The 26901-nt window shown below is 53.2% G+C and carries 22 protein-coding genes; 12 read left to right on the top strand and 10 right to left on the bottom strand.

Annotation, left to right across the window (positions count from 1 at the left end; translation table 11 throughout):
- Positions 1 to 131: 131 nt before the first annotated feature.
- The 3 genes from MWU51_RS07445 to MWU51_RS07455 are packed head-to-tail and all read left to right on the top strand — an operon-like array spanning position 132 to position 3474.
- Positions 132 to 491, top strand: a complete 360-nt coding sequence (locus tag MWU51_RS07445; protein WP_247036007.1) for a hypothetical protein — start codon at positions 132 to 134, stop codon at positions 489 to 491.
- Positions 491 to 2566 carry a type IV secretory system conjugative DNA transfer family protein gene (locus tag MWU51_RS07450; protein ID WP_247036008.1) on the top strand — a complete coding sequence of 692 codons (2076 nt, stop codon included), beginning with the start codon at positions 491 to 493 and terminating at the stop codon, positions 2564 to 2566. The genes MWU51_RS07445 and MWU51_RS07450 overlap by 1 nt, the downstream gene beginning before the upstream one ends.
- Before the next feature lie 20 nt (positions 2567 to 2586).
- On the top strand, positions 2587 to 3474 hold the full coding sequence (locus MWU51_RS07455) for a replication-relaxation family protein (protein ID WP_247036010.1): 888 nt from the start codon (positions 2587 to 2589) through the stop codon (positions 3472 to 3474).
- 29 nt (positions 3475 to 3503) lie between these two features.
- On the opposite strand, the gene MWU51_RS07460 is transcribed toward MWU51_RS07455, so the two are convergent.
- From MWU51_RS07460 to MWU51_RS07485, 6 genes are all read right to left on the bottom strand, one after another.
- The gene (locus tag MWU51_RS07460) at positions 3504 to 6332 is read right to left on the bottom strand and encodes a type I restriction endonuclease subunit R (RefSeq protein ID WP_247036012.1); all 2829 of its coding nucleotides are present in this window, start codon (positions 6330 to 6332) and stop codon (positions 3504 to 3506) included.
- A gap of 8 nt (positions 6333 to 6340) precedes the next feature.
- On the bottom strand, positions 6341 to 6967 hold the full coding sequence (locus MWU51_RS07465) for a hypothetical protein (RefSeq protein ID WP_247036014.1): 627 nt from the start codon (positions 6965 to 6967) through the stop codon (positions 6341 to 6343).
- Complete coding sequence (locus tag MWU51_RS07470; protein WP_247036016.1) at positions 6967 to 8253, bottom strand: restriction endonuclease subunit S; 1287 nt, start codon at positions 8251 to 8253, stop codon at positions 6967 to 6969. Before MWU51_RS07470 ends, MWU51_RS07465 begins: the two co-directional genes overlap by 1 nt.
- A 2-nt stretch (positions 8254 to 8255) precedes the next feature.
- Positions 8256 to 9590 carry a type I restriction-modification system subunit M gene (locus tag MWU51_RS07475; protein WP_247036018.1) on the bottom strand — a complete coding sequence of 445 codons (1335 nt, stop codon included), beginning with the start codon at positions 9588 to 9590 and terminating at the stop codon, positions 8256 to 8258.
- Between the two features lie 3 nt (positions 9591 to 9593).
- Complete coding sequence (locus MWU51_RS07480) at positions 9594 to 9824, bottom strand: type I restriction-modification system subunit M N-terminal domain-containing protein (protein ID WP_247036021.1); 231 nt, start codon at positions 9822 to 9824, stop codon at positions 9594 to 9596.
- 130 nt (positions 9825 to 9954) lie between these two features.
- On the bottom strand, positions 9955 to 10179 hold the full coding sequence (locus MWU51_RS07485; protein WP_348646721.1) for an AlpA family phage regulatory protein: 225 nt from the start codon (positions 10177 to 10179) through the stop codon (positions 9955 to 9957).
- A gap of 240 nt (positions 10180 to 10419) precedes the next feature.
- On the opposite strand from MWU51_RS07485, the gene MWU51_RS07490 reads away from it, so the two are divergent.
- On the top strand, positions 10420 to 12921 hold the full coding sequence (locus tag MWU51_RS07490) for a hypothetical protein (RefSeq protein ID WP_247036023.1): 2502 nt from the start codon (positions 10420 to 10422) through the stop codon (positions 12919 to 12921).
- 28 nt (positions 12922 to 12949) lie between these two features.
- A complete protein-coding gene (locus tag MWU51_RS07495) occupies positions 12950 to 13969 on the top strand; it encodes a hypothetical protein (RefSeq protein WP_247036026.1) in 1020 nt (339 codons plus the stop codon).
- A gap of 208 nt (positions 13970 to 14177) precedes the next feature.
- On the opposite strand, the gene MWU51_RS07500 is transcribed toward MWU51_RS07495, so the two are convergent.
- Positions 14178 to 15284 carry a site-specific integrase gene (locus MWU51_RS07500; protein ID WP_247036028.1) on the bottom strand — a complete coding sequence of 369 codons (1107 nt, stop codon included), beginning with the start codon at positions 15282 to 15284 and terminating at the stop codon, positions 14178 to 14180.
- 815 nt (positions 15285 to 16099) lie between these two features.
- Here MWU51_RS07500 and MWU51_RS07505 point away from each other — a divergent pair.
- Positions 16100 to 16441, top strand: a complete 342-nt coding sequence (locus MWU51_RS07505) for a TfoX/Sxy family protein (protein WP_247036030.1) — start codon at positions 16100 to 16102, stop codon at positions 16439 to 16441.
- Between the two features lie 158 nt (positions 16442 to 16599).
- On the opposite strand, the gene ndk is transcribed toward MWU51_RS07505, so the two are convergent.
- Positions 16600 to 17022 carry a nucleoside-diphosphate kinase gene (ndk, locus tag MWU51_RS07510; RefSeq protein WP_247036032.1) on the bottom strand — a complete coding sequence of 141 codons (423 nt, stop codon included), beginning with the start codon at positions 17020 to 17022 and terminating at the stop codon, positions 16600 to 16602.
- Between the two features lie 178 nt (positions 17023 to 17200).
- On the opposite strand from ndk, the gene MWU51_RS07515 reads away from it, so the two are divergent.
- From MWU51_RS07515 to MWU51_RS07525, 3 genes are all read left to right on the top strand, one after another.
- Positions 17201 to 19057 carry an ABC-F family ATP-binding cassette domain-containing protein gene (locus tag MWU51_RS07515; protein WP_247036034.1) on the top strand — a complete coding sequence of 619 codons (1857 nt, stop codon included), beginning with the start codon at positions 17201 to 17203 and terminating at the stop codon, positions 19055 to 19057.
- Between the two features lie 2 nt (positions 19058 to 19059).
- On the top strand, positions 19060 to 19683 hold the full coding sequence (locus MWU51_RS07520) for a MarC family protein (protein WP_247036036.1): 624 nt from the start codon (positions 19060 to 19062) through the stop codon (positions 19681 to 19683).
- A gap of 70 nt (positions 19684 to 19753) precedes the next feature.
- Positions 19754 to 20341 carry a TIGR02281 family clan AA aspartic protease gene (locus tag MWU51_RS07525; protein ID WP_247036038.1) on the top strand — a complete coding sequence of 196 codons (588 nt, stop codon included), beginning with the start codon at positions 19754 to 19756 and terminating at the stop codon, positions 20339 to 20341.
- 29 nt (positions 20342 to 20370) lie between these two features.
- On the opposite strand, the gene MWU51_RS07530 is transcribed toward MWU51_RS07525, so the two are convergent.
- Both MWU51_RS07530 and MWU51_RS07535 read right to left on the bottom strand, forming a co-directional pair.
- Complete coding sequence (locus MWU51_RS07530; protein ID WP_247038760.1) at positions 20371 to 20829, bottom strand: DNA polymerase III subunit chi; 459 nt, start codon at positions 20827 to 20829, stop codon at positions 20371 to 20373.
- 53 nt (positions 20830 to 20882) lie between these two features.
- Positions 20883 to 22361 (bottom strand): leucyl aminopeptidase, encoded by a 1479-nt coding sequence (locus MWU51_RS07535; RefSeq protein WP_247036040.1) that lies wholly within the window; start codon positions 22359 to 22361, stop codon positions 20883 to 20885.
- Positions 22362 to 22457: 96 nt separating this feature from the next.
- On the opposite strand from MWU51_RS07535, the gene lptF reads away from it, so the two are divergent.
- Genes lptF through lptD form a run of 3 tightly spaced genes read left to right on the top strand, consistent with a single transcriptional unit; the run spans position 22458 to position 26901 of the window.
- On the top strand, positions 22458 to 23657 hold the full coding sequence (gene lptF, locus MWU51_RS07540; RefSeq protein WP_247036042.1) for an LPS export ABC transporter permease LptF: 1200 nt from the start codon (positions 22458 to 22460) through the stop codon (positions 23655 to 23657).
- Positions 23654 to 24751, top strand: a complete 1098-nt coding sequence (lptG, locus tag MWU51_RS07545) for an LPS export ABC transporter permease LptG (RefSeq protein ID WP_247036044.1) — start codon at positions 23654 to 23656, stop codon at positions 24749 to 24751. Before lptF ends, lptG begins: the two co-directional genes overlap by 4 nt.
- On the top strand, positions 24748 to 26901 hold the full coding sequence (gene lptD / locus MWU51_RS07550) for an LPS assembly protein LptD (protein ID WP_247036052.1): 2154 nt from the start codon (positions 24748 to 24750) through the stop codon (positions 26899 to 26901). Before lptG ends, lptD begins: the two co-directional genes overlap by 4 nt.

The following is a 26901-nucleotide window of genomic DNA, read 5'->3' on the forward strand; positions in this document are numbered from 1 at the left end:
TGGGGAAACACTCTTGAAATCCGCTGAACATACCAGAACAAGAACCGGCCAATTAGCATCATGACTTCATCCGCTTTCGCTTCTTCACCCACCACCCCAAAATGTAAAATTAGCCTGCCCGGCTTACCCTGATGCGCGTCTCAATAGATCATCATACAATCCGCAAAGGATTGCTTCTGAAGAAGACATACTACGAGGTCCATCTCACCGTTGCCTTTACCCACGAAGAGAAACAGATCATTCGGCAAAGGGGACTCTTAAAAACTAAGCTTGTTGATCGAAGGCCAGCCAATGCTCGGGTGGATGATCGGGATGAGAAGTTCGAACTGCGCGTCGAACATCTGATGGATGGAAGGACCGATCGGTTTCTTTGCGCCACGCCTTCGAAATCCAAAATCTACGAAGAAGATCTTTTGGAAATGTTGAGCCAGATGAAAGCGTGGCTGGACGATAATGCCGAAACTGGTACCCGAACTGTGGTTGAGTTCTGATGCAGCGTTCGGCGTTCGATGACCTCTTCAGCGGATCCGCAGCCTTCGTGATTGTCGCGGGCTTTCTGGTTCTTGCGATCATCGTGACACCGTTTCTGCTTCTGGGCGCAGCCCTCTACATCGGTATCCGAATGTACCGCGAAAGCCCGAAGCGTTTGGAACGTCTTGCCCGCGAAGAAACCGAGCTGCTGTACAATCACGCTCTGGCCGGGGACGTCCACCTGACGGAAGATGACGTCGATGCAGCGCTGGCACGTCACTGGCCACCCGACATGCCGGAAGCACTGAAGATCCAGCTGCTGGAGATTGGCAAAGAGCTCTTCGTACAGGAAGGGCTGATGCCGGAAATCCCACCGCCACCGGCACTCTGCAACACGGTCGAAGGTGCGCGCTATCGGGATATGCTGGCGCGGGTTGGTCAGGCTCGTAGTGACCGGGTGATGGTGTTGTCGGCCCTCGATGTGATCTCGCAAAGCCTGGCCACGATTGCCGAGGCTGTGCCGCCAATTGATGGTGATGTTCTCGTCGAGGTCACGCAGTTCGTCCACCCGCTGGGGAACGCCGTCTCGAGCCTGATCGCTCCGTTCTTCCAGGACAACGATTACAACCATTTCAAGAAGCTTCGTGAACGCCTTGATGCCAATCTTCAGAAGACACACAGGTCGCAGCCGATCTTTCCGCGCGACTACAAAGGCGATGATGTGGTTGAAACCTACCTGTCCGGCACGGTTCTGAAAGAGCTCTTCCGACTGCGCACACCGTTCACGATCCCCGAGAAAAACCGGTTCGAACACACGCATATCGTGGCAGGCTCCGGCCACGGCAAAACCCAGACGCTGCAATACTTCATCGTCAGGGATCTTAAGGATGTCGAGCGGCACGACAAATCCGTCATCGTGATCGACAGCCAGGGAGATTTGATCAATACGATCCTGAAGGCGAAGACTGTGCCGCCCGATCGGATCGTGCTGATTGATCCGGAGGACATCGGCTTCCCGGTCAGTCTGAACCTCTTCTCGGTTGGCCAGGAACGGCTGGAGCGCTATGACGATCTGGAGCGCGAGCGGCTGACCAACTCGATTATCGAGCTCTATGATTTTGTCCTTGGCTCGCTCTTGTCCGCAGGCATGACAGCAAAGCAAAGCGTTGTCTTCCGCTATGTCACCCGGCTGATGTTCCACATCCCCGGTGCGACGATCCACACGCTGCGCGAGTTGATGGAACCAGGTGGCACTGACAAGTACCGCGAACACATCGAAAGGCTGGAGGGCACGCCTCGCCGTTTCTTTGAGACCGAATTCGACAGCAAGGAATTCACCAACACTAAAACCCAGGTGCTGCGCCGTCTTTATGGCGTGCTGGAAAACCAGACCTTCGAGCGGATGTTCACGAACCCGCAATCGAAGTTCGACATGTTCACCGAGATGAACGCGGGCAAGCTTATCCTGATCAACACGTCGAAGAGCTTGCTGAAGGAACAAGGCACCGAGATTTTCGGGCGCTTCTTCATCGCGCTGATTGCTCAAGCCGCTCAAGAACGCGCCACGCTGCCGGACTACGACCGCTTGCCGGTGATGGTCTATGTCGATGAGGCACAGGACTACTTTGACCAGAACATTGGCGTCATACTAAGTCAGGCCCGCAAATACAAAGTCGGCATGATCATGGCGCACCAATACCTGGGTCAGCTCTCAAACGGCCTTCAGGAGGCGTTTGAAGCCAATACGTCGATTAAACTGGCCGGTGGCGTCTCTGCGCGCGATGCGCGCGCTCTGGCGGGGCAGATGGCGTCCGGCGCAGAAAAGATTCAGGAACAGCCCAAGGGCACCTTCGCCACTTTTGTGCGCGGCCTGACTAAGAACGCTGTCCCGATCAGTTTCCCGTTTTTTGTTCTGGAGAACCTGCCGCGCGCGTCGAAGGATGAGATAAACGAGATCCGCGATCACAGCCGAAAAACCTATGCTGAACCATTGCGCAAAAGTGCTGAACATGACGCGCCACCGGAGAACGAGAAAGCAGAAAAACCCGAAGAAAAACAGGATGATGACCCAACATCCCGTTCTCCAGAGCTCTGATTCCTGCTAGCATGCCGGGCATGAAGCAGACGGACAGCCTTGGCAGGTCAACATTCCACCACATAGCGCCTCAAACTGGCGTCAGGCCGACGAATCGCGAGATCCTTTGGCTCAAGCATATTGAACGCCACGGCCCCCTATCATCGCAGTATCTCTATGAATTGACACGTGACACGCATCGCTGCAAAGATACGGCGCTTCGGCAGATGCAGAAGCTGCGCGCGGGAGGTTTTCTTCGACTGCCTCAGCAACAACGAGCCACCGAACACTCTGATTTCAATCCTTACGTCTATGATCTGACCAAGGCAGCGAAAGAGCATCTGTTTGATCTGGGGCTAGCGGAACCGACCGTTCGTCCGACAGGCCATTGGTGGCATGGCTTTGCGACGTCATGTGTGACTAGCTCGATCGATATCACAGCGGCGCAACGCCGTGTTCGCTACATCCCAGCGCACACGATCCTCACCAAGCGGGGCGTAACGCTAGAGATCCCGATGAAGCGCGGAAAATTGATACCTGATCAGTTGTTCGCACTCGACTACGGTGGCAGCTTCCGCGCATTCATGCTGGAGGTCGACCGTGGGACAGAGCCAATCAAATCCACAGCTGCAAGGAAATCGCTTGGCCGTTCGATCGATCAGTATCTTGAAGTGCTCGAACGTCAGCTACAAAAGTCGCACTATGGCCTGAAGGCAAACATGCTTGTTTTGTGGTTGTTCACAAGCCGGTCCCGACAGGCAAAATTCCTTGATGTTCTAAAGGAAAAATCACATCCCGCTGGAAGGGCAATCGTTTCCCAAGCCGTCAATCCCGTGCGACTCTATAAGAACGTCAATGCCGAGCTAGTGCTAGGCGATTGGGCTTCAATTGGATCAAAGCTGTTTCAGATGATCGACCTGCCTTCGTAGACGACCCGGGGCTTCGAGCCGAGCTTTCCCTAGTCGATACCGTCGATGAAAGTCTCAACGAAATCCTTGATTTTGCCGATCACGCGTTCCGCGATGCTACCGCGTTCACGGAGCTTCGGGCGCGTTTCCATGATGCCGATGACCTCGTCGCGCATTGGCGGCTTTTCTGTGAACAAGTAGTTCCCGATGACCCTTTCGAGACCTTCGGCATCCAGTCCTTCGTCCTCCGAAAGCTGCCGGATCGCTTGGCGCTTTTGCTCGGCCCAATAGGTTTCAAATTCATCGCCGACATCGGCCTCGGCTGGGATGTTCGGGAAGAGCTCAGCAATGAACCGGGCGATGAGTTCTTTTTTGCTGCGCAGTTGGGCTTCCGTGTCCAGGATATCCATGATCGCTTTGCGTTGTTTCGCCTGATCTTCCGGTTTGGAATCCCGCATGTTTTGCAGCAGGGCGATGATATAGCTGACGTTGATTTTATCGCGGCTGATCAGTTCAACTTCAAAGTCGATATCGTCAAGGATCGACACCTTTTCCTTCTCGTGGTCACTGCGGACCTTGTCGTAGAGATCGAGATACTTGCTCCTGAAATCTGCGAATAACTGCTCGTTAATTGGCAGGTCATCAAAGCTGAATTGGGTGAAGCAATCCAGGACGTTTTTCACGCGGATTACCTCTCGGAACGCCTGGATGAACCTGGCTTCGTCCTCCTCAGTTAGAAGGTCATCCACGCTTTCAACAGTCGGCGTTACCTCGAACAGGTTGTCGACCGCCTCCTGGAATTTTTCGATGTAGTCCTCGTATGGGGCGAGGACGATGTCCTCGATTGCATCCTTGTTGGCAAAGAGTTCGATCGCTTGATCGGTGGCCGGTTTCAGGTTGCGGAAGCACACCACGTTCCCTTGGGATTTTTTCTGACCCAAGGTTCGATTGGTCCGCGAATATGCCTGAAGCAGTCCGTGGTATTTGAGATTTTTGTCGACGTAAATTGTGTTCAGCGGTTTGCTGTCGAAACCGGTCAAGAACATGTTCACGACCAGCAGGATGTCGAGCTGCTTCGCTTTCACGCGCTTTCCGATATCCTTGTAGTAGCCATAGAAATTGTCGGTCGAGAAGTTGGTGCCGAACATGCTGTTGTAATCATCGATATACTCATCAAGCTTGTCGCGGCTGTGTTTGTTGATCGGGGTATCGTCGCATCCATCAGGAATGATGTCGGTATCGATGAAACCAGCAACTTCCTGGTCATCCTCGTTGGCTTGGTATGAGAAGATCGTACCAATGCGCAGATTGTGCCCTCCTGCGCCTTTTTTAGCCCGTAGCAGCTCGTAATAGGCGCAAAGGGTCTTCACGTTGCTAACGCAGAAAATGGCCGTGAATTCGCGGCTGTGTGTCTTCCGGGCATGGTTGGCAATGATGTAGTCAGATACCTTGTCCAGTCGCTCCGGCGCTTCCATCACTTCGGCGGTGTCAATCGCCTCGACTTCGATATCAGCAATTTCGTCCTTTTGCTTCACCGTCCGGATGTACTCAACTGAAAACTTCAGAACGTTCTCGTCACGGATCGCATCAGTGATGACATATTTGTGCAGACAGTCGCCAAAGAGGTCCTTTGTCGTGCGTTTGCCAAGTGCGTTCTTGGAGGCGTTCTTCGCGAAGATCGGCGTGCCAGTGAATCCGAACATCTGGACGTTTGGGAAGTACTCAACAATCCGGCGATGCGTGTCGCCAAACTGGCTGCGATGGCACTCGTCGAAAATGAACACCATGTGCTTGTCCTTAAGCGCATCCATCTTCTCTAGGTGCTTCTGTCGACTGATCGCAGTGTTCAGCTTCTGCAAAGTGGTCACGATGATCGGCGTGTCGTCGGTGAACTGCTGGACCAGGCTGCGGGTGTTGTTGGTGCCATCAATGCTGCCAGGGCTGAAACTGTTGAACTCCTTGATCGTCTGGTAGTCGAGGTCCTTACGGTCAACGACAAAAACCACCTTGTGGACGTTCGGCGACTGGGTGAGGATCTGCGCCGTCTTGAACGAGGTAAGAGTCTTGCCTGATCCAGTCGTGTGCCAGATGTACCCGTTTTTCTCGGTGTTCTTGACCCGCTCAACGATCGCTTCGACCGCATAGTACTGGTAGGGCCGAAGCGCCATCAAAGTTTCATCGCTCTCATTCATAACGATGTACTTGGTGATGATCTTCGACAGCTGACACTTTTCAAGGAAGGCCTCGGCAAACTCGGACAGTTGCGCGATCTTTTTGTTGTCTTCATCGGCCCAGAAGAACGTCTGCTTGAAGTCGCGCTTATGGATTGGGTTGTTGGCGTAGTACTTGGTGTTGACCCCGTTCGAGATCACGAAAATCTGGATGTAGCCGAAGAGCCCATAGCCCGCCGAAAACGAGTGGCGGTGATAGCGGTTAGTCTGGTTAAACGCCTCTTTCATCTCAAGGCCACGACGCTTTAGCTCGATCTGCACGAGCGGCAAGCCGTTGACCAACAGCGTCACGTCATAGCGGTTGGTGTACTTGCCGGTCATGGTGACCTGGTGCGTCACCTGGTACTGGTTCTTGCACCACTGGATCTGATCGATCAGCTCGATGTAACCAGTCGTGCCGTCATCCCGTGTGTAATCGATCTTGTCGCGCAGGATTTTGGCCTTCTCGAAGATTTTACCCTTGGCCAGCTTGTTGAGAACCTGATTGAACTCTGCATCGCTGAGCGTCATGCCGTTGTGGATTTCGAGCTGGGCCTTCAGATTTTCGACCAGGGCCGTTTCGTCAGGAATCGAGACCTTCGAAAATCCCAAGGTTTCAAGTTGGGCGACGAGGTTGTTTTCGAGCTGTTGTTCTGACTGGGTATTCATATCGTCGGCTATTCATTCGTTTCTAATGCTTGAAATTCATCAAAATAGTTTTCGTAAGCGTCGTAGTCATGCTGATAAAGTAGCCAACTGTAGTACGCACCGCCAATCCGATCACCCTTGGCATCAAGCCACTTGTTGAAACCGCCTTCGTCTGAGTGATCGTCGTAGTTCATTTTACCAGAAGACATCTCCAAAATGTGGAAGTAGTAAGCCGCAAAGGATAGGGCCAAGTTCAACGACATCGCAGCATGCGCTGGGCTAAGCTCCTTCTTCGAGGGCAAATGCCCGTGGGAAATGTCGCCACTTGTGCTGCGGTTGCCTAGAATGCGCCCAGCAGGAGTGATCAACGCAGAGAACACTTCTTCATAGAAGTCGGGATCATGCTCATCGAAAAAAGCTTTGGCTCCCTTCAAAATAGCGGTGATTTTGGCTGTCTCGATCTTACTGTGAACAGGTGCTTCAGCAGTATTTGCCCAAGCATTCTTGCCCACACATTCGTAGATCGTATTGGCGAGGTCGATCTGCTTACCCACAGTCGATGCGCCATTGTAGGCTTCTTCTAGTGGCACCCGAAAGGCCTTGGCCTCTGGAAAGAAATCCTTCAAACGATCGTAAACTGTAAAAGCATCCAACATTATACAAACATTTGCTGTAGTAGGCCCTTTTTGAAATCTTGGGCAGCGAACAGCTCATCCTCGACAAGACTGATCTTGGTGTCGATGGCAGATAGAAAATTTGCAATTTTTCTTTGTTCGTCAGGGTGCGGAAGCTCTAACGTCAAGGTAGCCAGGTTACCCTTAGAGACACCAAGAACCGAAATGCCTTGAGCGATGCGCATAGTCTGTCTTCGCATGGTCGCGCTCCTGAGTAGGTAGCCAGCGAATCCAAGAACCAATTTCCAACCCTTTGGTCGAGCAATGTAGGTATGAAGACCTGCAACCAGTGGGGGGTCACTTAATTCTACAATCTCGATGGCTTTGCCTATGTCTGTGTAGTCTTCGGATGCGTCAGCAATGACAACATCACCTGGTTTGCAAAAATCCTCTTCTGCGAAATCAGCTCTAAGAGAACCCGAGATGTAGGGCACCTTTTCGAGCCCTTGCCTGAAGTTGGCATGGAATTTAGAATGGATATCGCCGTAGTGAATGTTCTGAACTTCGCCGTTCGCACCATAATTCAGCTTGTCCCGCGACAAACTGTTGGTGCGAACCCAGTCAAACGTTTCCCCAACCGTCGTTTCCGCCCAATCAGGAAAGTCGTTGCCCTGGCCGTCTTTAAAACGGAGTTTCTGGGTGAAGAGCTGTTGCATGCAGCCCTTTTTGTAGTCTTCCAGCAGCGCCTTTTTGCGCGTCAACTGCTCAATCTTGGTCTCAACTGTTTCAAGATACGAGGATATTTTGTCTTGCTCTCGATCCTTCGGAAACGTGAGAGGGAAATTTTCAAGTATTCTTTGGCTCAAATTGTTGATGTTTGTTCCGCCACCGGCAACGTCCAAATAGCTTCGAAATCTCTCAGAGCGAAATAGATGTCCCGCAAATTCGCTCGAAACACGCGAGCCCTTGCGGCGGCCTCTGATCGTAAAACCTGAGAACGACATCTTTTCGGAAATTGGGCCTATTTGCAGGCAACGACCAATTAGTGCCTTGTTTCCGTTTGAACGGACGAACAACAAGTCACCTTCGCTCAGCAGATCATTTTCGCGAACGTTGCCTCGGATTGTGATCTCGGCAAGCTTCGACGCTTCGGAAAGCAAGGTGTTATCTTTAAAATCCCCAACACCAACGACCTTTATTTTCTCGCCAACAGATCCGCGCGTAAAGTTGAGCCCATTTCGATAGTCGAACTCCTCGTGTGACAGGGCCGTCTCCCATTCATCCGAAAACTCAGGTAAACGCAGTTTCGGTGTGTTTTCTACTGCCACACTCATAGCGCAAAGGGGGCTTTAATGCCGAGCTCATCGCAAAATCCCGCGATGGTCTTGTCGGTGGTTTTCATATCTTTCTCGAGCGTGTGAAGTGCAGTTGCAACCGCATCGAGATCAATCTCTTCCTCTTGCTCAAACGTATCCACGTATCGCGGGATATTGAGGTTGTAGCCGTTTTCGGCAATCTCCTTGAGCGGAGCCGGATAGGCGTATTTCTCGACCTTTTCACGGCGCTCATAGGTCTCGACTATTTTGCGAACGTACTCGTCAGTCAGAGCATTCTGGTTGCCGACCTTCTCGAATTCTGCGCTGGCGTCGATGAACATGATGTTGTCATCGTGAACGCGGCACTTTTTAAGAACAAGGATGCAGGCCGGAATCGAGGTTCCATAGAACAGGTTTGGCGGAAGGCCTATGACTGCATCCAGGTAGTTCATTTCTTTGATGATGTATTCGCGGATCGTTCCCTCAGCAGCGCCTCGGAAAAGCACACCGTGCGGCAGCACAATAGCAGCAGTGCCGTTGTCGGCGAGCTGGTAGATCATGTGCTGAACGAAGGCGAAATCAGCCTTCGAACTCGGAGCAAGTTTGCCATACTGGCTGAAACGTTCGTCCGTTTCGTTGAGCGGATTATTCGCCCCTTTCCACTTCGCGGAGAACGGCGGATTGGCGACCACTGCCTCGAACCGTTGATCGAGGTGTTGCGGCTCTTCGAGGGTATCTTCCTGCTTGATGTCGAACCGGCTGAAATGCACATCGTGCAGGATCATGTTCATCCGCGCGAGGTTGTAGGTCGTTCGGTTTAGCTCCTGACCATAGAACGAACCGACATCGGCCTCTTTGGCGATGCGCAGGAGCAAAGAACCTGATCCACATGCCGGGTCATAGGCTGACTTGATCCGTTTCTTGTCCAGGGTAACAATCTTGGCGAGGATCTTTGAAACCTGCTGCGGAGTATAGAATTCACCGGCTTTCTTGCCCGCACCGGACGCGAACTTCGAAATCAAGTACTCGTAGGCGTCGCCCAAGACATCCGCGTCAACTTTGCCGAGTTCGAAATCGATCTTGTCGAGGTGCTTCAGAACACGCGCAATTAGCGAGTTCCGCGCATCCACGCTGCGACCGAGCTTGGTGCTGTTGAGGTCCAGGTCCTCGAACAGTTTATTGAAGTCATCCTCACTGTCAGTCCCCATCGTGCTTTGCTCGATGGAATTGAGGATCGCCTGAAGGTCTTCCAGGATGAAGTTGCTTTTGCCTTTGGTGTCGGCATTACCCTTGTCGCTAATTGCCGTGAAAAGTTCGTCCGGTTGTAGGAAATACCCCAGCTTGTCCAAAGATTATTCTTTGATCGCCTCAATGTCGTCCTGGTCGGTTACTTTTGCGTAGTCCTTCACGTCCTCGGTTTCGAGAAGCTTGTTCCCGAAGAGGTGCTGTTTTTCGGATAGGTACTTGTAAAAAATGAACCCGAGAATGTAATCGCGAAACTCATCGGCATCCATCTTCCCACGGAGTTCGTTGGCGATGTTCCAGAGTTGCTGCTCGAGCCGCTGTTTTTGTGCTTCAGTCATGATTTCATTGTATATTTTTGTTCAGTTAATAGCAAAGTGACCTAGTGGGAAGAGATTAGCAACTAGCAATTGAATCCATTTACCAAAAAGGGTGACCGGACTGTGCACGCCCGGTCACCCAGCTCCTGTATCAGGAGTGTCGTTTGGGTTCTTCGCGACTATCCAGCCGTTGCTGAAGCCAGTCCAGCACCTCACACTCGACCCATCCCACTCTGTTCGGGCCCAGCTGTACCCGCTTAGGGAATTGGCCTGCCTTTTCCAGCCGCGCGATGTGTTGCGGCGAGTATAGGACCAGCTCCTTGAGCTGGCGCTTTGAAAGTATCCTCATCACGATGTCTCCATGATTGAAGAGCATCGCGATGCCCTAGGTTTGACAAACGCCTAGGCACACGAAGAATATCGCGAATAGCCCTTGGATCAAGGGGGTCGGAAACCTAGTAATTCACTTGATGCATCGGAACATCTTGTCAACATTTGCTACAAAAGAGGGCGATCAAAAACTGAAGGAAAGCCCAATCACTGACATATCAGGGAAAAGATGATATGTTAAAAAGCTAATTGGATCGTCACGCTACCCGTTTCAGGAGGTGGAGCGATGTTCGAAAAGACAGCAACTCTTATTTTTTCAGTTGTTGCAGGATCGTGTTTTCAAACCCCGGCGTTTGCGGACATTGCTGTTGAGTTCTTGTATCATAACTCTACTACGACCCGAAGTGCGACTAAGCCAAAAATCGGTCAGCTGCTCTACAGTACGCCTTTCCCCACAATGGACCACCCTGCATCCTATCTCATTCCAGGAAATTTGGCCGAGCACTTATTTTTACTCCCAACAGCAATGGAGCGATCGCCTCTACAGTCACCTGATTTTTTGGAGGTTTTTCATCAGCCCTACTTTCAGGTTGTTCCCAGATCAGCAATAGATGAAACACCTCTAGACACATTTGATTGGAACCTTTCTACGGAAGATACCCAAAATAGTTGGTTAGAAAATGAACCGACGATTTCAGAATCTCAGAGAACCAGTAAATATCACCTTCTCGATGAAATTCTAGGCTGGGAAAAAATTCGAAATGCCTTCGATGCACCTCGGTTTACTCGAGCAAGAAGCAGTCGGGAGATTTTTTGCTCAGCCAATTTGAGGAAAAGGTATCCAAGATTGTCACTCATTAGCAACGTGGCTGACGATTTCTTCACTACTTCTAACTGGGCGGACGATGGTTTCAATTCATGGGCTGCTGCTTTAGTCGATCATGAAGCGTCAATCTGGATAGCCCTAGATTCTGAAGACCTACCTTTCAGTAGCTTGGCCTCCTTACAACGAAAGCAGTTTGAAGCATCTGACCCGTTTGAAGAATTTCTCATTCGCAACTGCCTCATCTCACATCTGAAGGAGATTTGGAAAGGAACTCCAACAGTCACTGATTCAAAACTCTTCTCGACGCCCGCGATTGTTCCTTGGGTGATGATGTTTGAATGGTATGACCACTCTGCTGGCAAGTTCCTGATAAGGAGCGGAACAAAGCCAGAAGAACTAGAGATGACGATTGAAAATGTCGATACGATATTGTCCTATCTTGAAATCCTTGAAGACTCAGAAATCCGAGACGCACTAGACCGTTCGTTCTTGAAATTCCTTTCAGCTGTGTATGACACTCCCGAAGACGTTTCTGTCAGAACCTTAGCGAATGAATTAAGCTCGCTGAGAACCAAATTGATGGCGCGAAAGCTATCGCTCAATATGATTTCAGAATTGCTGTATAGCATCAGCAGACTGGATAATGACAGGTCTCCATCTGTCGCCAACTATGGTACCAACACAAGTGATAAAAACGGAATCATTGAACAGTACGTATTAGAGCAAATTAGCGCATTTAAAATCCGTTACGGTGGCGTTGGGAAAGTGGCAAACGAAATTAAATCGGCTTTCCCCACGGCAGATCAAAAGTTCCTAGACAGTATTGCGCTTTCAATGCAGTTCGAATTGGACTCTCGGGTTGAGTTGTTCAGTCAATTTGCCAAATGCCTTTATTGGGAACTTTTTCCCGTCAAACCATTCGACATCGAGCTCTACCATTCAGCTCTACAGAGAGTTAACTTTTTTGAAAACCCAAGTCCAAACCCAAGACGCCGATGGTCGGATTTGGTTCAACCCATCTCAAGTAATCGCTTTGTTGTTGATTTCGATAGACCTCTCTTAAGTTACTCTACTCGAAGGTTTCCGGGGTATCGAAGGAACAGGGATAGTGGTCTATGTGGCGTTATAGCCAACCGGAAACTTCCAACTCGAAATTTCCCCGAAATATTCGACTTAGCGAATCTTATGCATGATCAGAAATGGCTGGATACTAAGCAACGAGACTTTGTCAGAAATACCTTTCTCCAACTGGATTTAGTGTCACTCACCCCGCCACCAAACGCGAACCTATTGCCGCGGCTGACCATTGATCGTGAGTGGGAAATCCAATCCCAGAGACAGATTGCACAGGTTCTAGACCGTTCGTCCAGAGAAGTGAGTAGCAGACTGCGAAGCGTTATTGCGGAATATGACAAGGAATTGGGCTTGGAAACAAACAACGTTCCTGTTGAAGCCTACACTCTTTGGAATGCAGGCAACTCCGGCGCCAACGTGAAAAACTTCTTTGCGAATGAAACCCTACATGGAGCTTTCGCTGCGGACTTTTTTGTCACTCTTCAAGGTGCGAAAAACAGCGGAATGCCCAGATCAAACCATTTCCAAGCGATCGTTTGGTTCGAAACTGCGAGTTCAGGAAAGCGCTGTCTCTACTTCGACCAAGACAAAAAGAGAATTGCACTCGGGGTGCAGGGTACCTCAGAAAACTGCATCACTTTTCAAGTCAGTCGAGATGTGAATCGTGTTGGGTTATTGAGGGTTAATGCCACACTTGCTTTGAACTCAGCTTTGTTTCTCATTTTGGATGATGCGATTGTAGACCCCGTAGAAACCTGGTTGTTCGCTGAGCGAAATCTGGTTCCTAGGCGCGTTTACCGACGCGTACTTGATCCTGTCCAGCCGGTCATGAGAGGTTTCTACACAGCTCTAAAAGATGAAACTTTCGTTCTGGAGGTCCTCCGTTGAAGTCGATACATTGCCGAAAGCGCGCGAGATGATCGATACTGCCTTCGCAACACTCTTAATCAGCGAACTGTTTGCGGTCGATGGTATGAGAATTCCGTTTAGCAATATTCCGGTTCAACTGGTTTTGTCGGAAGAAGCAGCTGATGCCCTGGAAGTTGACATTGATTTCGACTCGAAAGGAAACCTGGACCCAAAAGGTTACATCTGCCTGGCCGTACTGAATTGTGGACCTCACCCCGGAGAGGAAGCCGAAATTAGCACGTCACGAGCTACAGCCGAATTGCCTCCATCGATCACAAGTGACACCACTTCTTTAGCCGCGACTGGTGTCTACGAGTTTGTTCGCAGTGTTACGAAGTCTACACTTGAGTTTTTTGGCTACCAAAACCTGGATCAGAATGTCGCAGTTTTGAACCGTCAGGAAGTGTCTTGGCTAGGGGTACCATATTCGATGCCAGCGGAGCTATTACAGAGTGATGCCTTAGGTCTGTTCCCTTGGAACACAGGAAGCACCGATTGGACCTGGTCGAATCGTATCCAAGGAATACGTTCGGTGAACGAATTTGGATCCGACTTCGATAACTCTTTCAAACAAGATACGATTGGGTTTCTTGGAAAGTACTGGAACTTTTCCACCAAACCCGATGAGAGTGACTTCGTATCGTTGCCTGAGTTTGGGCTTGGAGCAGATTTCGAGAATGCGCCAATGGTCAGGGCGAAAGTAGAAGAGTTCATCCAGAAATCTTACTCTATTTCAGAGGCCTTTGGGTCCAGTGAGTTTGTCTATATCTATGAAACCAAAGACAACAGAGCAATTACCAATGTAACCTTCGACAGTGGGTTATTTTCTTTGGGCAAGTCATCTCTATTTCGTGAGGCAATATGCTATGAAAATAGCTGCAGTTTTCGATTTAGTATCCGAGACCGGTTCGAGGAACCAGTCCGCATTGAGGGGTTGGAATTCGGACAGCCGTACGGCATTTTCCACGAGTTTGCCGCCCCGGTCCCTTACACACGTGACAACATAGCAATAGAGGGGTTTTTTTAGTCGTTAGGAACAAGTTGACCATTTTGGAAATCTGAAGCTTTTTGTTCAGATCGAAATGATGCCCCCAAAACCCGGCATCTCGAGGCAAAAAAAGTAGAGGATAAACCGCTGAGTTGGCGGTTTGTAGGTATCCTCATAGCGATGCCTCCAAGAGTGAAGAGCATTGCTATGCTCAAGAGTAGACCAAAGCCTAGGCAGCCCGAGTATATTAGGCCGAGTTTAACCTAGCAATGTACTTGTCATATTCGGCAACCGCCGCCTGCATTTCCTGCTGGTACGAATGTCGATTATAAACTGCAGCGACACCGCTGATCGTTCCGGATGTGTGATTTAACAGTTTCTCTGTGACATGGACGGGTGTCCCAATTTTTGCGTGGATCGTCGCAAATGTTCGCCGAAGATCATGAAGAGTAAAATGTGACAGCCCGGTTTCCGACAACATTCGCCTGGTAGATTTTCCAAACCCATTGAACGGCTTATCGTCAGCCGTAGTACCAAAGACGTAGGTTGCGCCTCCTTCTACTTGGCTGATCAAATCAAGCGCATTTTTTCCAAGTGGCAAAACATGTTCTCGCTTGTTTTTAGTTTTGCGCCCTGGGAGTATCAGCCGTTTTCGATCGATGTCTTGCCACTCCAGATTGGCAATCTCTCCTTTTCGTTGTCCTGTAAAAACAAGGAGTTGGACAATCTGGCCAAACCGATCCGTGTTTTCACGGCAGAAGAAAAGCAGTGCCCTCAACTCATCGTCGTTCAAAACGCGTTCTCTCGGTGTCATGCGGTGCGGGCGCCTATGAGGCGAAAGTGGGTTACTGGTTAGATACCCTCGGCGAACAGCCCAGTTGAAAAACACCTTGAAAGTGGTGAAGGCATAATTCTGACTGGATGGACTTTGGGTTTGCTTGGCAATCTTTATTAGAACATCATTCCCAGTAATCTTGCTGATGGGGCCTGCAAAAGAAATCCCGCGCAAGTATAGATTGTAACCCTTCATGGTGGTGGGACGCACTCTGCTTTCGCAATCTGAAAGATAAGCCTCAATCACGGTCTGGCATTCATGTTCCGGGGTCTTACTGGGCTCCAAGGCTTGAGTTGAGAGAAGCAGTTTGGCCTGCTTGCGAGCATTCGCTAGTGAGAGTTCTGGGTAACGCCCCAAGGTCTTTCGCCTTCGTTTCTCACCCAGAAGCACGACATACGACTTGCTGCGAGTTGAACAACGAATTCCAAAGTTTGGCGTCAGTTCATCCCAGTAGGTCACCTGCCCATTAGATGCGAATGGGAGCTTCTTCACGGCCAAGTCAGTCAGACGGAGTTTCATTTTAGGCTCATTTCAGGCTCAGGAATCATGTGCGTTTGGGCGCATTTTAATGATCAACTATGTTCACATATCAACGCTTATCTACTGGATTACATACATTATTTGTTGCGCAATGTGAATCTATGTTTTCGCGAGTAAAACAACTGTTAATCAATTGGTCGTAGGTTCGATCCCTACCGCCGGAGCCAAATTCTCAAGCTACCCATCTGAAGTCCCTAGAAACAGGGGCATACGTGTCCCTCGCAACTATTCAAAGCTTGAAGCCAATGGGGCTTGCTAGCCCGCGGACACGGCGCAGTAAGTGGGTAGTCCTACGAGGTGAACTCGTAAAACTGGTTCATTCGGCCAGGGAAACACCGTCTCAGATCAAAAAAGTGAAGGTGATCAAATAGCGCCTTAGGCCTGTTCGGCATCCTGTGTAGGCAGTAATTGCGCACTTGTTGAAGGGCTGATGGCCGCTCTGCCTGTGACTCTGACGCCACAATATTTCAATAGACAACACAATTGTGAAATATTTAGTCGCCACTCCCCGTTCATAATCTGTTAACATGTGAATACCGAAAGGTCTCTGGTGGGGAAAATGGTGCGTCATATTCAGGCGCGAACCGCAATAGCTGGAGTGGGGTAATGGTATATAAGTCACAGAATAAACAGATTAAAACACCAAAGCGCGTCGTTCGTTATCTTCGACAACAAACACCGCCGAAAACCGACAGATCAAAGACCGAGGAACCGGAGACACCCGCCGTGGTGTTCACGGACTGGGCCAGTATCTGACGGTTTTCACGGTCGGACAACACGCTTAAGTTAGGATCATGACTGATCCTGTATCGTCCATACGCAATCTTGGGCCCGCCTCGGATGCGGGGTTTGCCCGGGCAGGCATCCACTCGGCAGATGAATTGCGGGAGCTGGGCGCGGATGAGGCTTATCGCCGCCTTCTGGCCGCAGGCTCTCGTCCCCATTTCATCGGATATTATGCCATGGTCATGGGGCTGCAGGGTCGGCCTTGGAATGACTGCAAAGGCAAGGAGAAAATCGAGTTGCGAGCGCGGTTTAATGCAATCAAGGCCGAGACCCGTGCGAACACCCCGTTGGAAGATAAGATGGAAGCCATCTTAAACGAGATCGGTCTTCCGAGGCAGAGCGATATCTAATCCGGTGGCTCACAATGTGAGCCTGAGAGGCGCTGCCCCTCGCGGCGTGGCCGCTTACGCCGGGATACTTTCGGCCAGAAGAAAAAACGGCTTGGGTAAACTGAAAAGGCCACCCGAGTTTCCCCGAACGGCCCTTCCAATTTCAAAAACCTGATGGCTTAGCCAACCAGTTCCAGACCCGAGAAGAAGTAAGCGATTTCTTCAGCGGCGGTTTCTGGGGCGTCTGAGCCGTGCACCGAGTTTTCGCCAACCGACTGGGCGAATTCCTTGCGGATTGTGCCTTCGTCTGCGTCTGCCGGGTTGGTGGCGCCCATGACGTCACGGTAGGCTTTGATCGCGTTTTCGCCTTCCAGAACCTGAACAACAACCGGTTCAGAGATCATGAATTCGACCAGTTCACCGAAGAAGGGGCGCTCTTTATGGACGCCATAGAAGGTTTCGGCTTGTTTCTGGGTCATGTGGATGCGTTTCTGCGCGATGATGCGCAGGCCTGCGGCTTCGATCTTGGCGTTGATTGCGCCGGTCAGGTTGCGTTTGGTGGCATCGGGCTTGATGATCGAGAATGTGCGTTGAATGGCCATGTCGGTCCCTTTTTACGGTTGGGCAACGGGACCCCTGCCCCATGGCAGCACCCGCGCGCGTGTCATTTGCGCGTCCCGTAACATGGGATCAAGGATTTGGGAAGCGTCGATTGTGACCTGTCCTAACCGTGCGTGACAGCGATTGACGCCCGCGCGCGGCTCAGGCACATGAGACAACATGCTAAAGATTTCAGATATCACTTATGCCGTTGAGGGCCGCCCATTGTTCGACGGTGCAATCGCGGCTATCCCGGATGGTCATAAAGTCGGTCTTGTCGGTCGCAATGGCACGGGCAAGACGACGCTGTTTCGACTGATCCGGGGCGAACTGGCCTTGGAATCGGGTGAAATCTCGGTTCCCAAAGGCGCGCGGATTGGCGGTGTGGCGCAGGAAGTCCCAGCCTCGCAGACCTCGCTGCTGAACACCGTGCTGGCGGCGGATACCGAACGGGCAGCATTGATGGCGGAGGCAGAGACCGCCACCGACGCCCACCGGATCGCCGATATCCAGACACGTCTTGCCGATATTGACGCCTGGAGCGCAGAGGCGCGCGCGTCTGCGATCCTGAAGGGATTGGGGTTTGACGATCATGAGCACGCCCTGCCCTGCGCCGATTTCTCGGGCGGGTGGCGCATGCGGGTCGCGCTCGCGGCGGTGTTGTTTTCCGAACCGGACCTTTTGTTGCTGGACGAACCGACCAACTATCTGGATCTTGAGGGTGCGTTGTGGCTGGAACAATACCTGACAAAATATCCACATACGGTCCTGATCATCAGCCACGACCGCGGGCTTTTGAACCGTTCGGTCGGCGCAATCCTGCATTTGGAAGACCGCAAGCTGACGCTGTATCAGGGCGCTTATGATCGGTTTGCCGAGACCCGCGCCGCGCGTTTGGCAGTCGCCGAAAGTGAAAACAAGAAGGTCGAGGCGCGACGCGCACATCTGCAAAGTTTCGTGGATCGATTCCGGGCGAAAGCATCAAAAGCCGTGCAGGCGCAATCGCGTCTGAAGATGATCGAGAAGCTCAAGACCATTACGACGCCGCAAGAGGCCGCGTTGAAGGCGTTCAGCTTCCCGGAACCTGAAGAGTTGTCGCCGCCGATCATCAACATGGAAGGCGCATCTTGCGGGTATGGCGACACAACGGTTCTGTCACGAATGGATCTGCGGATTGATCAGGACGACCGGATCGCGCTTCTGGGCAAGAACGGTCAGGGCAAATCGACCTTGTCGAAACTGCTGTCGGATCGTCTGCCCCTGATGACCGGAAAAATGACCAAATCCTCGAAGCTGCGCATCGGGTATTTCGCGCAGCATCAAATGGACGAGTTGTATGAGGATGAAACCCCGGTCGAGCATTTGCGACGACTGCGACCCAACGAATTGCCGGGGCGTCACAGAGCACGTTTGGCAGGGTTTGGTCTGGGCGCGGATCAAGCAGAGACTGTGGTTGCCCGGCTGTCGGGTGGACAAAAGGCGCGGCTGACGTTGCTTCTGGCCACTCTGGACGCGCCGCATCTGTTGATTTTGGATGAACCGACCAACCACCTTGATATCGAAAGCCGCGAGGCATTGGTCGAGGCGCTGACAGCCTATTCCGGCGCGGTCGTTCTGGTAAGTCATGACATGCATTTGTTGGGCCTAGTGGCAGATCGGTTGTGGCTGGTAAATGACGGCGGTGTCGCGCCATATGAGGGCGATCTTGAGGATTATCGCAAGATGCTTCTATCGTCCGACGACGATAAGAAGCCTGCCAAAACCAAGCCTGCACCCACCAAACCGAAACGCGCCGACCGGGACACGATTCTGGCCCTGCGCGCCGACTTGCGCAAAGCCGAGGCTCGGGTCGAAAAACTGGAAGCAATGCGCGACAAGCTGGATGCCAAACTGGGGGATCCTGAGATCTACGAACCAGAGCGTAAGGACGAGGTGGTGGTTTGGCAAAAAAAGCACGCCGAAGTTCACGAAGCGTTGGATCGGGCCGAAGAACTGTGGCTTCGCGCCCAGGATAAGCTTGAGAAAGCAGAAGGTTAAACATGGATCTTGATCTATTTGTACCCGCGTTTGTGACGCTGTTCGTGGTGATGGATCCGATTGGTATCTCGCCATTGTTCATGGCGCTAACGCAAGGCAGATCCACGCGTGAACGACGAGGCATCGCCCTGCGGGCCTGTGGAACCGCTGGAATCTTGCTGATCCTATTCGCATTTCTGGGCGAAAATGTTTTGAACTTCCTTGGCATCTCGATGCCTGCTTTCCGTATTTCGGGCGGTATTCTGCTGTTGCTGTTGGCGCTGGACATGGTGTTTGAACGCCGCACAGCGCGACGTAAAGACCAGTCGGAAGATGGTGTCGACAGCCAGGACGACCCTTCGGTCTTTCCATTGGCGATCCCAATCATGGCCGGACCGGGATCGATTGCAACCGTGATCCTGCTATCAGGCCAAGGTGACGGATTTACCGGCATTGCCCTGGCGATTGCTGTGATGGCAGTGGTGTTGTTGATCGCGTTTATCCTGTTCAACGCCGCATCCCTGTTGGAACATGTCCTGCGCGAAACAGGCATCAAGGTTGTCACCCGGCTTTTGGGTATGCTTCTGTCCGCTTTGGCCGTTCAGTTCATTTTGGAAGGGCTGCGGGATTTTGGCCTGATGGGATGATCTTTCGTGCCCCGGTGACAACTGCGCCTGCCGTTCCTATATCTTTCGGTAAGGGGTTTGGGAGACAAGAATGACCGGCGACGATTATGCACGCGCGATTTATCTGACCTTGCTGCTGGTGGCGGTGGGCGGGTATTTCGTCGCCGAGAACCGGAAAAACATCGGGCAAACTTTTCGCCACGCCCTGATTTGGGGCCTGATTTTCGTCGGCGCGATGGCGGGTGTCGGGCTTTGGCAGGATATCCGAAACGACATCACGCCGCGCCAAAGCGTGGTGCAGGAAACCGGACAGATCGAGTTGCCGCGGGCGCATGACGGCCATTTCTATGCCACGTTACTGATGAATGGTCAGCCGATAGAGTTTGTTGTCGACACCGGGGCCAGTCAGATCGTTCTGACCAAGGAAGATGCGGAACGCGCTGGTGTGCAGATGGACGCGTTGCGCTTTTTCGGTCGTGCGATGAGCGCAAATGGCCCGGTGCGCACGGCGCCCGCCCGCATCGCTCGGGTCGAGCTTCTGGGTATCGAGGATTTCGGTGTTGAAGTTTGGGTAAACGACGGCGAAATGCCGGGATCGCTCCTCGGAAACGACTATCTGCAACGGTTTGAGAAGATCGAGATTGAGCGGGACAAGCTGATCCTGACACGCGGCGACTAACAGTCTAGAAACGCATCGCAATCAAAAGCTTACGAGCTTGCATTCATCTCCCATCGCCCGCTTTCCTGACTCCAGTATTTCGCAGTCAAGCCCGCGGCAACCACGTCTTTCCACTGGGTGCGCGCATGGGCCACTGCATCTGCGTCGTTGCCATCGAACAGGATGCTGACGCGCGTCAACCCTGCCATTTCGTTGGTGTCTATAACCGCCCCATCGACCACGATCAGTGCGTCCGCCTGATTTGTTATCTCTGTGTCCGTGGTCAGCAAGACAGGCTGATCCGCGTCATGCGGCCCACCTGATTGGCCATGTGGCAAAAACCCGTCATCCGTGGTGGTCCAAAGCCGTTCGTCCAGCCAGTCCATCCGCTTCGGGTCGGTGCCGCGAAGGCAGATTTTCCAACCTGCCTCCAGCGATCTTTGCAAAAGTACCGGCAAAGTTGCCTCAAGCGGACTGCGCGTCATGTGATAGAAAAAGACCTCGCCGATCTTCTCCGCTGGCGCGCTTTGCTCGTCTGGGGTGTTGCTTGCCGAGTCCGACATTACTCAGCCTCGAACATGTCCTGCACCAGACGGTTCAGAGCCAGAACACCCCAGCCGGTCGCACCTTTGGGCCACAACGGACCGTCCTGAGCCACTTGCGCCGTCCCTGCAATATCAAGGTGAATCCAAGGCTGACCTTCCTTGACGAACCGGCCAAGGAACTGGGCGGCCGTGATCGAGCCCGCAGCGCGGCCACCAACATTTTTGATGTCGGCCTTGTTCGACTTGATCAGCTGATCATAGCCCGGCCCCATCGGCATCCGCCACGCGCCTTCTCCTTCGGCCTTCGCAGCGTCCAGCAGTCCATCACACAAGGTGTCATCATTCGAGAAGACACCGGTGTTTTCGTGCCCCAGCCCGATGATGATCGCCCCGGTCAGGGTGGCCAGGTCGATCATGCCAGCCGGTTTGTATTCCTCCTGAGTGTACCACATGAGGTCACACAGGACGAGCCGCCCTTCAGCGTCGGTGTTGATCACTTCGATCGTGTCGCCCTTCATCGAGGCCACGATGTCGCCAGGGCGTTGTGCACGGCCATCGGGCATGTTTTCCACCAGACCGACCAGCCCGACCACGTTGGCTTTTGCCTTGCGGGTGGCCAGCGTTTTCATGACGCCCGATACGGTGCCAGCGCCGCCCATATCCATGGTCATGTCTTCCATACCTGCGCCGGGTTTCAGGCTGATGCCGCCGGTATCAAAAACGACTCCCTTCCCGACCAGTGCCAAGGGGGCGACGTCCTTTTCGCCTCCCATCCATTCCATCACGACCACTTTCGACGGGGATTCCGACCCTTGCCCAACGGCCAGAAGCGCACGCATCCCAAGTTTCTCAAGCGCGTCTTCTTCCAGCACCTTGACCTTCACCCCAAGTTTTTTCAGCGCCACGAGGCGGTCGGCAAACTCGGTGGTGGTCAACACATTGGCGGGCTCGTTCACCAGATCACGGGTGAAAAAGACCCCGTCGCTTTGGGCATTGATCCGATCCGCTGCCCCCTCGAACTGATCAACCCGCGACACCATCACGGTCAAGCTGCCCGGCTTGGTATCTTGTTCTTTGTCCGTCTTATGGTCGGTGAACGCATAGGCGCGCAACACCGCCCCAAGAGCAAGGTCATCGGCATGCTTGACCGGTCCGGCCAGAACCAGAACATCCTTGCTTGTCATAGACTTACCAATCGCGCCACCTGCTTTACGAGCAATATTCATATCGGCACGCGGGGCCAGGCGGATGACCTGCACAGCCTCGGCCTTCATGCCCGTGGGAAAGGCCATTTCGTGGGTGTCGCCGTCTTTCATCTTCTCGAACGCGTCGCTTTCCGCGAAACGCAGAAGCGCACCACGGGTCAGCTTGTTGACCCGTCGCGCCGCCGGGTGCAGCTTGCCCGGCTCAGACAAAACTACGACCACACGACCTTCGTGTTCGCCAATGGCATCAAGGTTTACTTCGCTAAAAACGGGCTGGATCGGGGTCGTCATGGGACATTCCTTTCAGGCAATCTTTTGCCATTCCTAGCCAGAGGCACACCGAAAGACCAGATAGCAGTTTTCCCCGGCGGAGGGATCGGCTAGAAAATGACCCACAACATGTTGGGGTTCACCGGGGGTAACGTGGCCAGATTCGACCGCTATATGCTGTCGCAATTGATTTTGCTGTTTGGCTTTTACGGGCTGGTGCTTGTTTTGCTCTTCTGGGTGAACCGGGCAGTGCAGCTATTTGATCAGCTGATCGCCAACGGACAAACCGCCATGGTGTTTCTTGAATTCTCGGCAATGATCGTGCCCGGTGTCATCGTGTTCATCATCCCGATTGCGTCCTTCGCAGCGGCCGTATCTGTGACGAACCGGCTGAATTCGGAAAGCGAACTGGTCGTGGCTCAAGCCGCAGGCTTTGGCCCCTTTCGGCTAGCCCGCCCTGTTTTGGTCTTTGGGATCTTCACCGCATTATTCATGCTGATCCTGACCCATGTTCTTGTGCCAATGAGCCAATTGCGCTTTGCCGAACGACAGGCCGAAATCGCCGAAAACATCACTGCACGTTTCCTGACCGAAGGCAGCTTCGTGCACCCGGTCGATGGTGTCACCCTCTATATCCGCGAGATCAGCCCATCGGGCGAGCTATTGGACATCTTTCTGTCCGATGAACGCGATGCCACACAGAAATATACATATACAGCCAAGAAAGCTCTGATTCTGCGCACCGATGCCGGACCGCGCCTGATCATGTTTGACGGGCTGGCGCAGTTCCTGAATGTAAAATCACAAAGGCTGTCGACCACGGGGTTCAAGAATTTTACCTATGACATTTCTGCGCTTCTGACCGGCCCGATTGGCGGCAATCGCACCGTTACCCAGATCTACACGCCGGAACTTTTGAACCCGCCCACCGCCACCCTGTCTGAAACCGGTGAAACCCGCGAAGCCTTGCGCGCCGAAGGGCACTTCCGCAACGCACAGGCGCTTTACTCTATCGTGACGGCGATGACCGGGTTCTCGATGCTGATCGTCGCGGGGTTTAGCCGATTTGGGTTGTGGCGGCAGGTTGTGCTGGCACTTGGCGCGGTTGCGCTTCTGCAAACGTTGGACAACACGATGCTGGATATGGCGCGCCGGAATGCAAGCCAGTTGTGGTTGGTCTATGTCGCAACCGGCGTTGGGTTCATTCTGAACATCGTGATCCTGATCTTGGCCAGCCGCCCCTCTCCACGCGACATGCGTCGACGGCGGCGCACGTTGCGCGAGATGTCCCGGACACCGGCAGGAGGGGTTGCATGAAACTTCACTTGTATATCGCGCGCAGGTTCTTGTTTGCCTTTTTGACCATGCTCGTCGTGTTGGCGATGATTTTCGTTCTTCTGGACATGGTGGAAAGCATGCGCCGGTTTGACAGCGCCGCCGTTGGCTTTGGAAATGTGCTGGGTTTGACCCTGTTGAATGCACCAGTCTGGATGTACCGCATTCTGCCGCTGATCGTCATACTGGCGACCTTGTGGATGTTCCTGAGCCTTGCGCGCAGTTCCGAGATGGTCGTGACTCGCGCCGCGGGGCGTTCGGCATTGAACACTCTGGTTTCGCCTGCGCTGACGGTTTTTCTATTCGGCTTGTTGGCCGTGGCTGTTGGTAACCCGATAGCAGCGGCCACGTCCAAGAAATACGAGCGCATCGCGGCACAGTACAAAGGCACGGGGGGATCCGTCCTGTCGATCTCGACCGAGGGTGTGTGGCTCAGACAGGGCAACGAGGACGGTCAGACGGTGATCCGCGCGACAAAGTCTGATCTGGAAGGCACCAGCCTGTCGGGCGTAACCTTCTTTTCTTTCGCGCCGGATGGGCTTCCCACCCTTCGGATCGAAGCGAAAACCGCCAGCTTGGAACCGGGCCAATGGATGTTGACCAAGGCCAAGGTCTGGGATCTTGAGAACGCAGACAATCCCGAGATGGACGCCGAATCTTATGACGAATACCTCGTGGATTCGAACCTAACACAGGAGCAGATCAGGGACAGTTTCGGCAAGCCAAGCTCGATCTCGATCTGGGACATGCCGCACTTTATTCGTCAGTTGGAAGCCGCCGGATTCTCGGCCCGCGCGCACCAAGTATGGTTTCATATGGAGCTTGCAACGCCATTTTTCCTAGTAGCGATGGTGCTGATTGGCGCGGGCTTCACCATGCGCCACACTCGGTTCGGGCGTACTGGCATCATGGTCTTGTTGGCGTTGATGATGGGTTTCGGGGCCTATTTCATTCGCAATTTCGCGCAGATTCTGGGTGAAAACGGTCAGATTCCGGTGCTTTTGGCCGCGTGGGTGCCACCCATCGCCGCAATCATGATGCCCATGGGGCTTTTGTTGCATCTGGAGGACGGATGATGGGTCTTCGGTCAGGTCTACGCACAAGCCTTTTGGCGATGTGGTTGGGAGTCGCTGTCACCGCAGCTGCGATATTCACGACGTCGCGCCCCGCGTTGGCAGGGCAGGCAAGCCTGATCGCGGACCACGTGCGTGTCGAAGGCAATAGCGCGTTGATTGCACAGGGCAATGTCGTTGTATTGTACGAAGGCACACGGTTGACGGCATCGCGCGTGGTTTATGACAAGTCGACAGACAAGCTCAGCATTCAAGGGCCGATCACCATTAGCCGTCCCGACGGCACAGTCCTGATAGCTGGCGCAGCCGAGTTGTCGTCAGATCTGCGCAACGGCATCCTGAAAAGCGCGCGACTTGTCCTAAATGAACAGTTGCAGATTGCCGCCGCCCAGATCAATCGCGTGAATGACCGCTATACGCAAATGACCCGCGTTGCGGCCTCGTCCTGCCACGTGTGCAAAACCAACCCAGTGCCGCTGTGGCAGATCCGGGCCGAACGCGTGGTGCATGACGAAAAAGCCCGGCAATTGTATTTTCATGGCGCACAGCTTCGCATCGCCGACGTTCCAGTTTTCTATCTGCCACGATTGCGTCTGCCCGACCCCACCCTAAAGCGCGCCACTGGGTTCCTGCCCCCTCGCATTCGCACCACATCGACGCTTGGCGTCGGTGTGGTCACCCCATTCTTTTTGCGCCTGGGTGATCATGCGGACCTGACCTTGTCCCCGTTTCTGGCCGCCAAGACGACCACGCTTGAGTTGCGGTATCGTCAGGCGTTCCAGGCGGGGGACATCGAGTTTTCCGGCGCAGTCAGTCGGGACAACGTTCTGCCCAACCAGACGCGATACTACGTCTTTGGCGAGGGTAAATTTAATCTGCCTCGCGACTATACGCTTTCGTTTGAACTGCAAGAGGTCTCGGACCCCGCTTATTTGCTTGATTACGGCTATTCCGATCAGGACCGACTGCGCAACGCGATCAACGTGATGCGGGCACGACGGGACGAGTTCGTGTTCGGGGGCATCACCCGCTATGACACGTTGCGTGAATCCGAATTGCCGATATCGGACCAACTGCCCTTTGCGCAGATCGACACCTTCTATGAACGCCGCTTCTTTCCGAACTGGCTGGGCGGTGAAGTGCGCGGCAATCTGTCATGGCAGGCGCATTTTCGCGAAAGCAGTGAGGATATTCTTGGCCGCGACATGGCGCGATTGGGGGCTGGGATAGGCTGGACCCGCAGCTGGATCGGCCCCGCTGGTCTGGTGATCGAAGCCGAAGCGGGCGTGGATGCCAATGTTTACTGGATCGAACAAGACAGCCGGTTTGAATCTGAACAGAGTTTTGCGGCGCCCTCTGCCGGTGTGACTCTTCGATGGCCCATGTCGCGCGTGGCGGCATCGGGGGCGGTCGATATTCTGGAACCCGTCGCCCATATCGCATGGTCCAAACAGGTCGGGGCCGATATCCCCAATGAAGACAGCGTGTTTGTCGAGTTTGACGAGGCCAATCTGTTCGATCTGAACCGGTTTCCCGGTTATGACCAGCGCGAAGATGGCGCGCGTGCAGCGGTCGGGTTAAGCTGGACACGCCACTCACCCTCAGGCTGGGCCTTTACGCTGGCCGCCGGTCGGGTGTTCCGTGAAAGCGGGTTCGACCAGTTCACCGATGCATCGGGGTTGGCAGGGGACAGTTCGGACTGGCTGTTGGGCGCGCATGTAAACCTTGGTGGGCGGTTCGCACTTCAGGGCCGCGCGCTTCTGAACAACGATTTCGGCGTGACCAAGTCGGAAACGCGCGCCGCCTATCTGGCCGAGGACTTCGAGATTAGTGCCGCCCATATCTGGGTGATCGAAGACACTGCTGAAAACCGCCCTGACCCGACCCACGAATTGCGGCTGGACGGCGCTTATCAGATCAGCGACTTCTGGCGCGTGTCGGCCGATGGCAGCTTTGATCTTGAGGCACAACAAGCTACACGGGCCGGATTGGGGCTGCGCTATCAAAATGAATGCCTTTTTGTGGACCTTTCCCTCTCGCGTCGTTTCACATCCTCCATTAATGTGACGCCAACAACGGATTTCGGCTTCAAGGTTGAACTGACGGGTTTCGGCGGCGCACGGGGTAAAACGGCCCATAAATGCAGCGGCTGA

The sequence above is a fragment of the Aliiroseovarius sp. F47248L genome (assembly GCF_023016085.1).
GTDB lineage: Bacteria > Pseudomonadota > Alphaproteobacteria > Rhodobacterales > Rhodobacteraceae > Aliiroseovarius.

Coding starts and splice junctions, on each gene's coding strand:
- lptF (WP_247036042.1), top strand. CDS start 22,458: ATGACCCACAACATGTTGGGGTTCACCGGGGGTAACGTGGCCAGATTC.
- MWU51_RS07465 (WP_247036014.1), bottom strand. CDS start 6,967: ATGTTGGATGCTTTTACAGTTTACGATCGTTTGAAGGATTTCTTTCCA.
- lptD (WP_247036052.1), top strand. CDS start 24,748: ATGATGGGTCTTCGGTCAGGTCTACGCACAAGCCTTTTGGCGATGTGG.
- MWU51_RS07460 (WP_247036012.1), bottom strand. CDS start 6,332: ATGAATACCCAGTCAGAACAACAGCTCGAAAACAACCTCGTCGCCCAA.
- MWU51_RS07495 (WP_247036026.1), top strand. CDS start 12,950: ATGATCGATACTGCCTTCGCAACACTCTTAATCAGCGAACTGTTTGCG.
- MWU51_RS07535 (WP_247036040.1), bottom strand. CDS start 22,361: ATGACGACCCCGATCCAGCCCGTTTTTAGCGAAGTAAACCTTGATGCC.
- MWU51_RS07450 (WP_247036008.1), top strand. CDS start 491: ATGCAGCGTTCGGCGTTCGATGACCTCTTCAGCGGATCCGCAGCCTTC.
- MWU51_RS07500 (WP_247036028.1), bottom strand. CDS start 15,284: ATGAAACTCCGTCTGACTGACTTGGCCGTGAAGAAGCTCCCATTCGCA.
- ndk (WP_247036032.1), bottom strand. CDS start 17,022: ATGGCCATTCAACGCACATTCTCGATCATCAAGCCCGATGCCACCAAA.
- MWU51_RS07445 (WP_247036007.1), top strand. CDS start 132: ATGCGCGTCTCAATAGATCATCATACAATCCGCAAAGGATTGCTTCTG.
- MWU51_RS07515 (WP_247036034.1), top strand. CDS start 17,201: ATGCTAAAGATTTCAGATATCACTTATGCCGTTGAGGGCCGCCCATTG.
- MWU51_RS07480 (WP_247036021.1), bottom strand. CDS start 9,824: ATGACTGAAGCACAAAAACAGCGGCTCGAGCAGCAACTCTGGAACATC.
- MWU51_RS07485 (WP_348646721.1), bottom strand. CDS start 10,179: ATGCTCTTCAATCATGGAGACATCGTGATGAGGATACTTTCAAAGCGC.
- lptG (WP_247036044.1), top strand. CDS start 23,654: ATGAAACTTCACTTGTATATCGCGCGCAGGTTCTTGTTTGCCTTTTTG.
- MWU51_RS07505 (WP_247036030.1), top strand. CDS start 16,100: ATGACTGATCCTGTATCGTCCATACGCAATCTTGGGCCCGCCTCGGAT.
- MWU51_RS07520 (WP_247036036.1), top strand. CDS start 19,060: ATGGATCTTGATCTATTTGTACCCGCGTTTGTGACGCTGTTCGTGGTG.
- MWU51_RS07455 (WP_247036010.1), top strand. CDS start 2,587: ATGAAGCAGACGGACAGCCTTGGCAGGTCAACATTCCACCACATAGCG.
- MWU51_RS07490 (WP_247036023.1), top strand. CDS start 10,420: ATGTTCGAAAAGACAGCAACTCTTATTTTTTCAGTTGTTGCAGGATCG.
- MWU51_RS07525 (WP_247036038.1), top strand. CDS start 19,754: ATGACCGGCGACGATTATGCACGCGCGATTTATCTGACCTTGCTGCTG.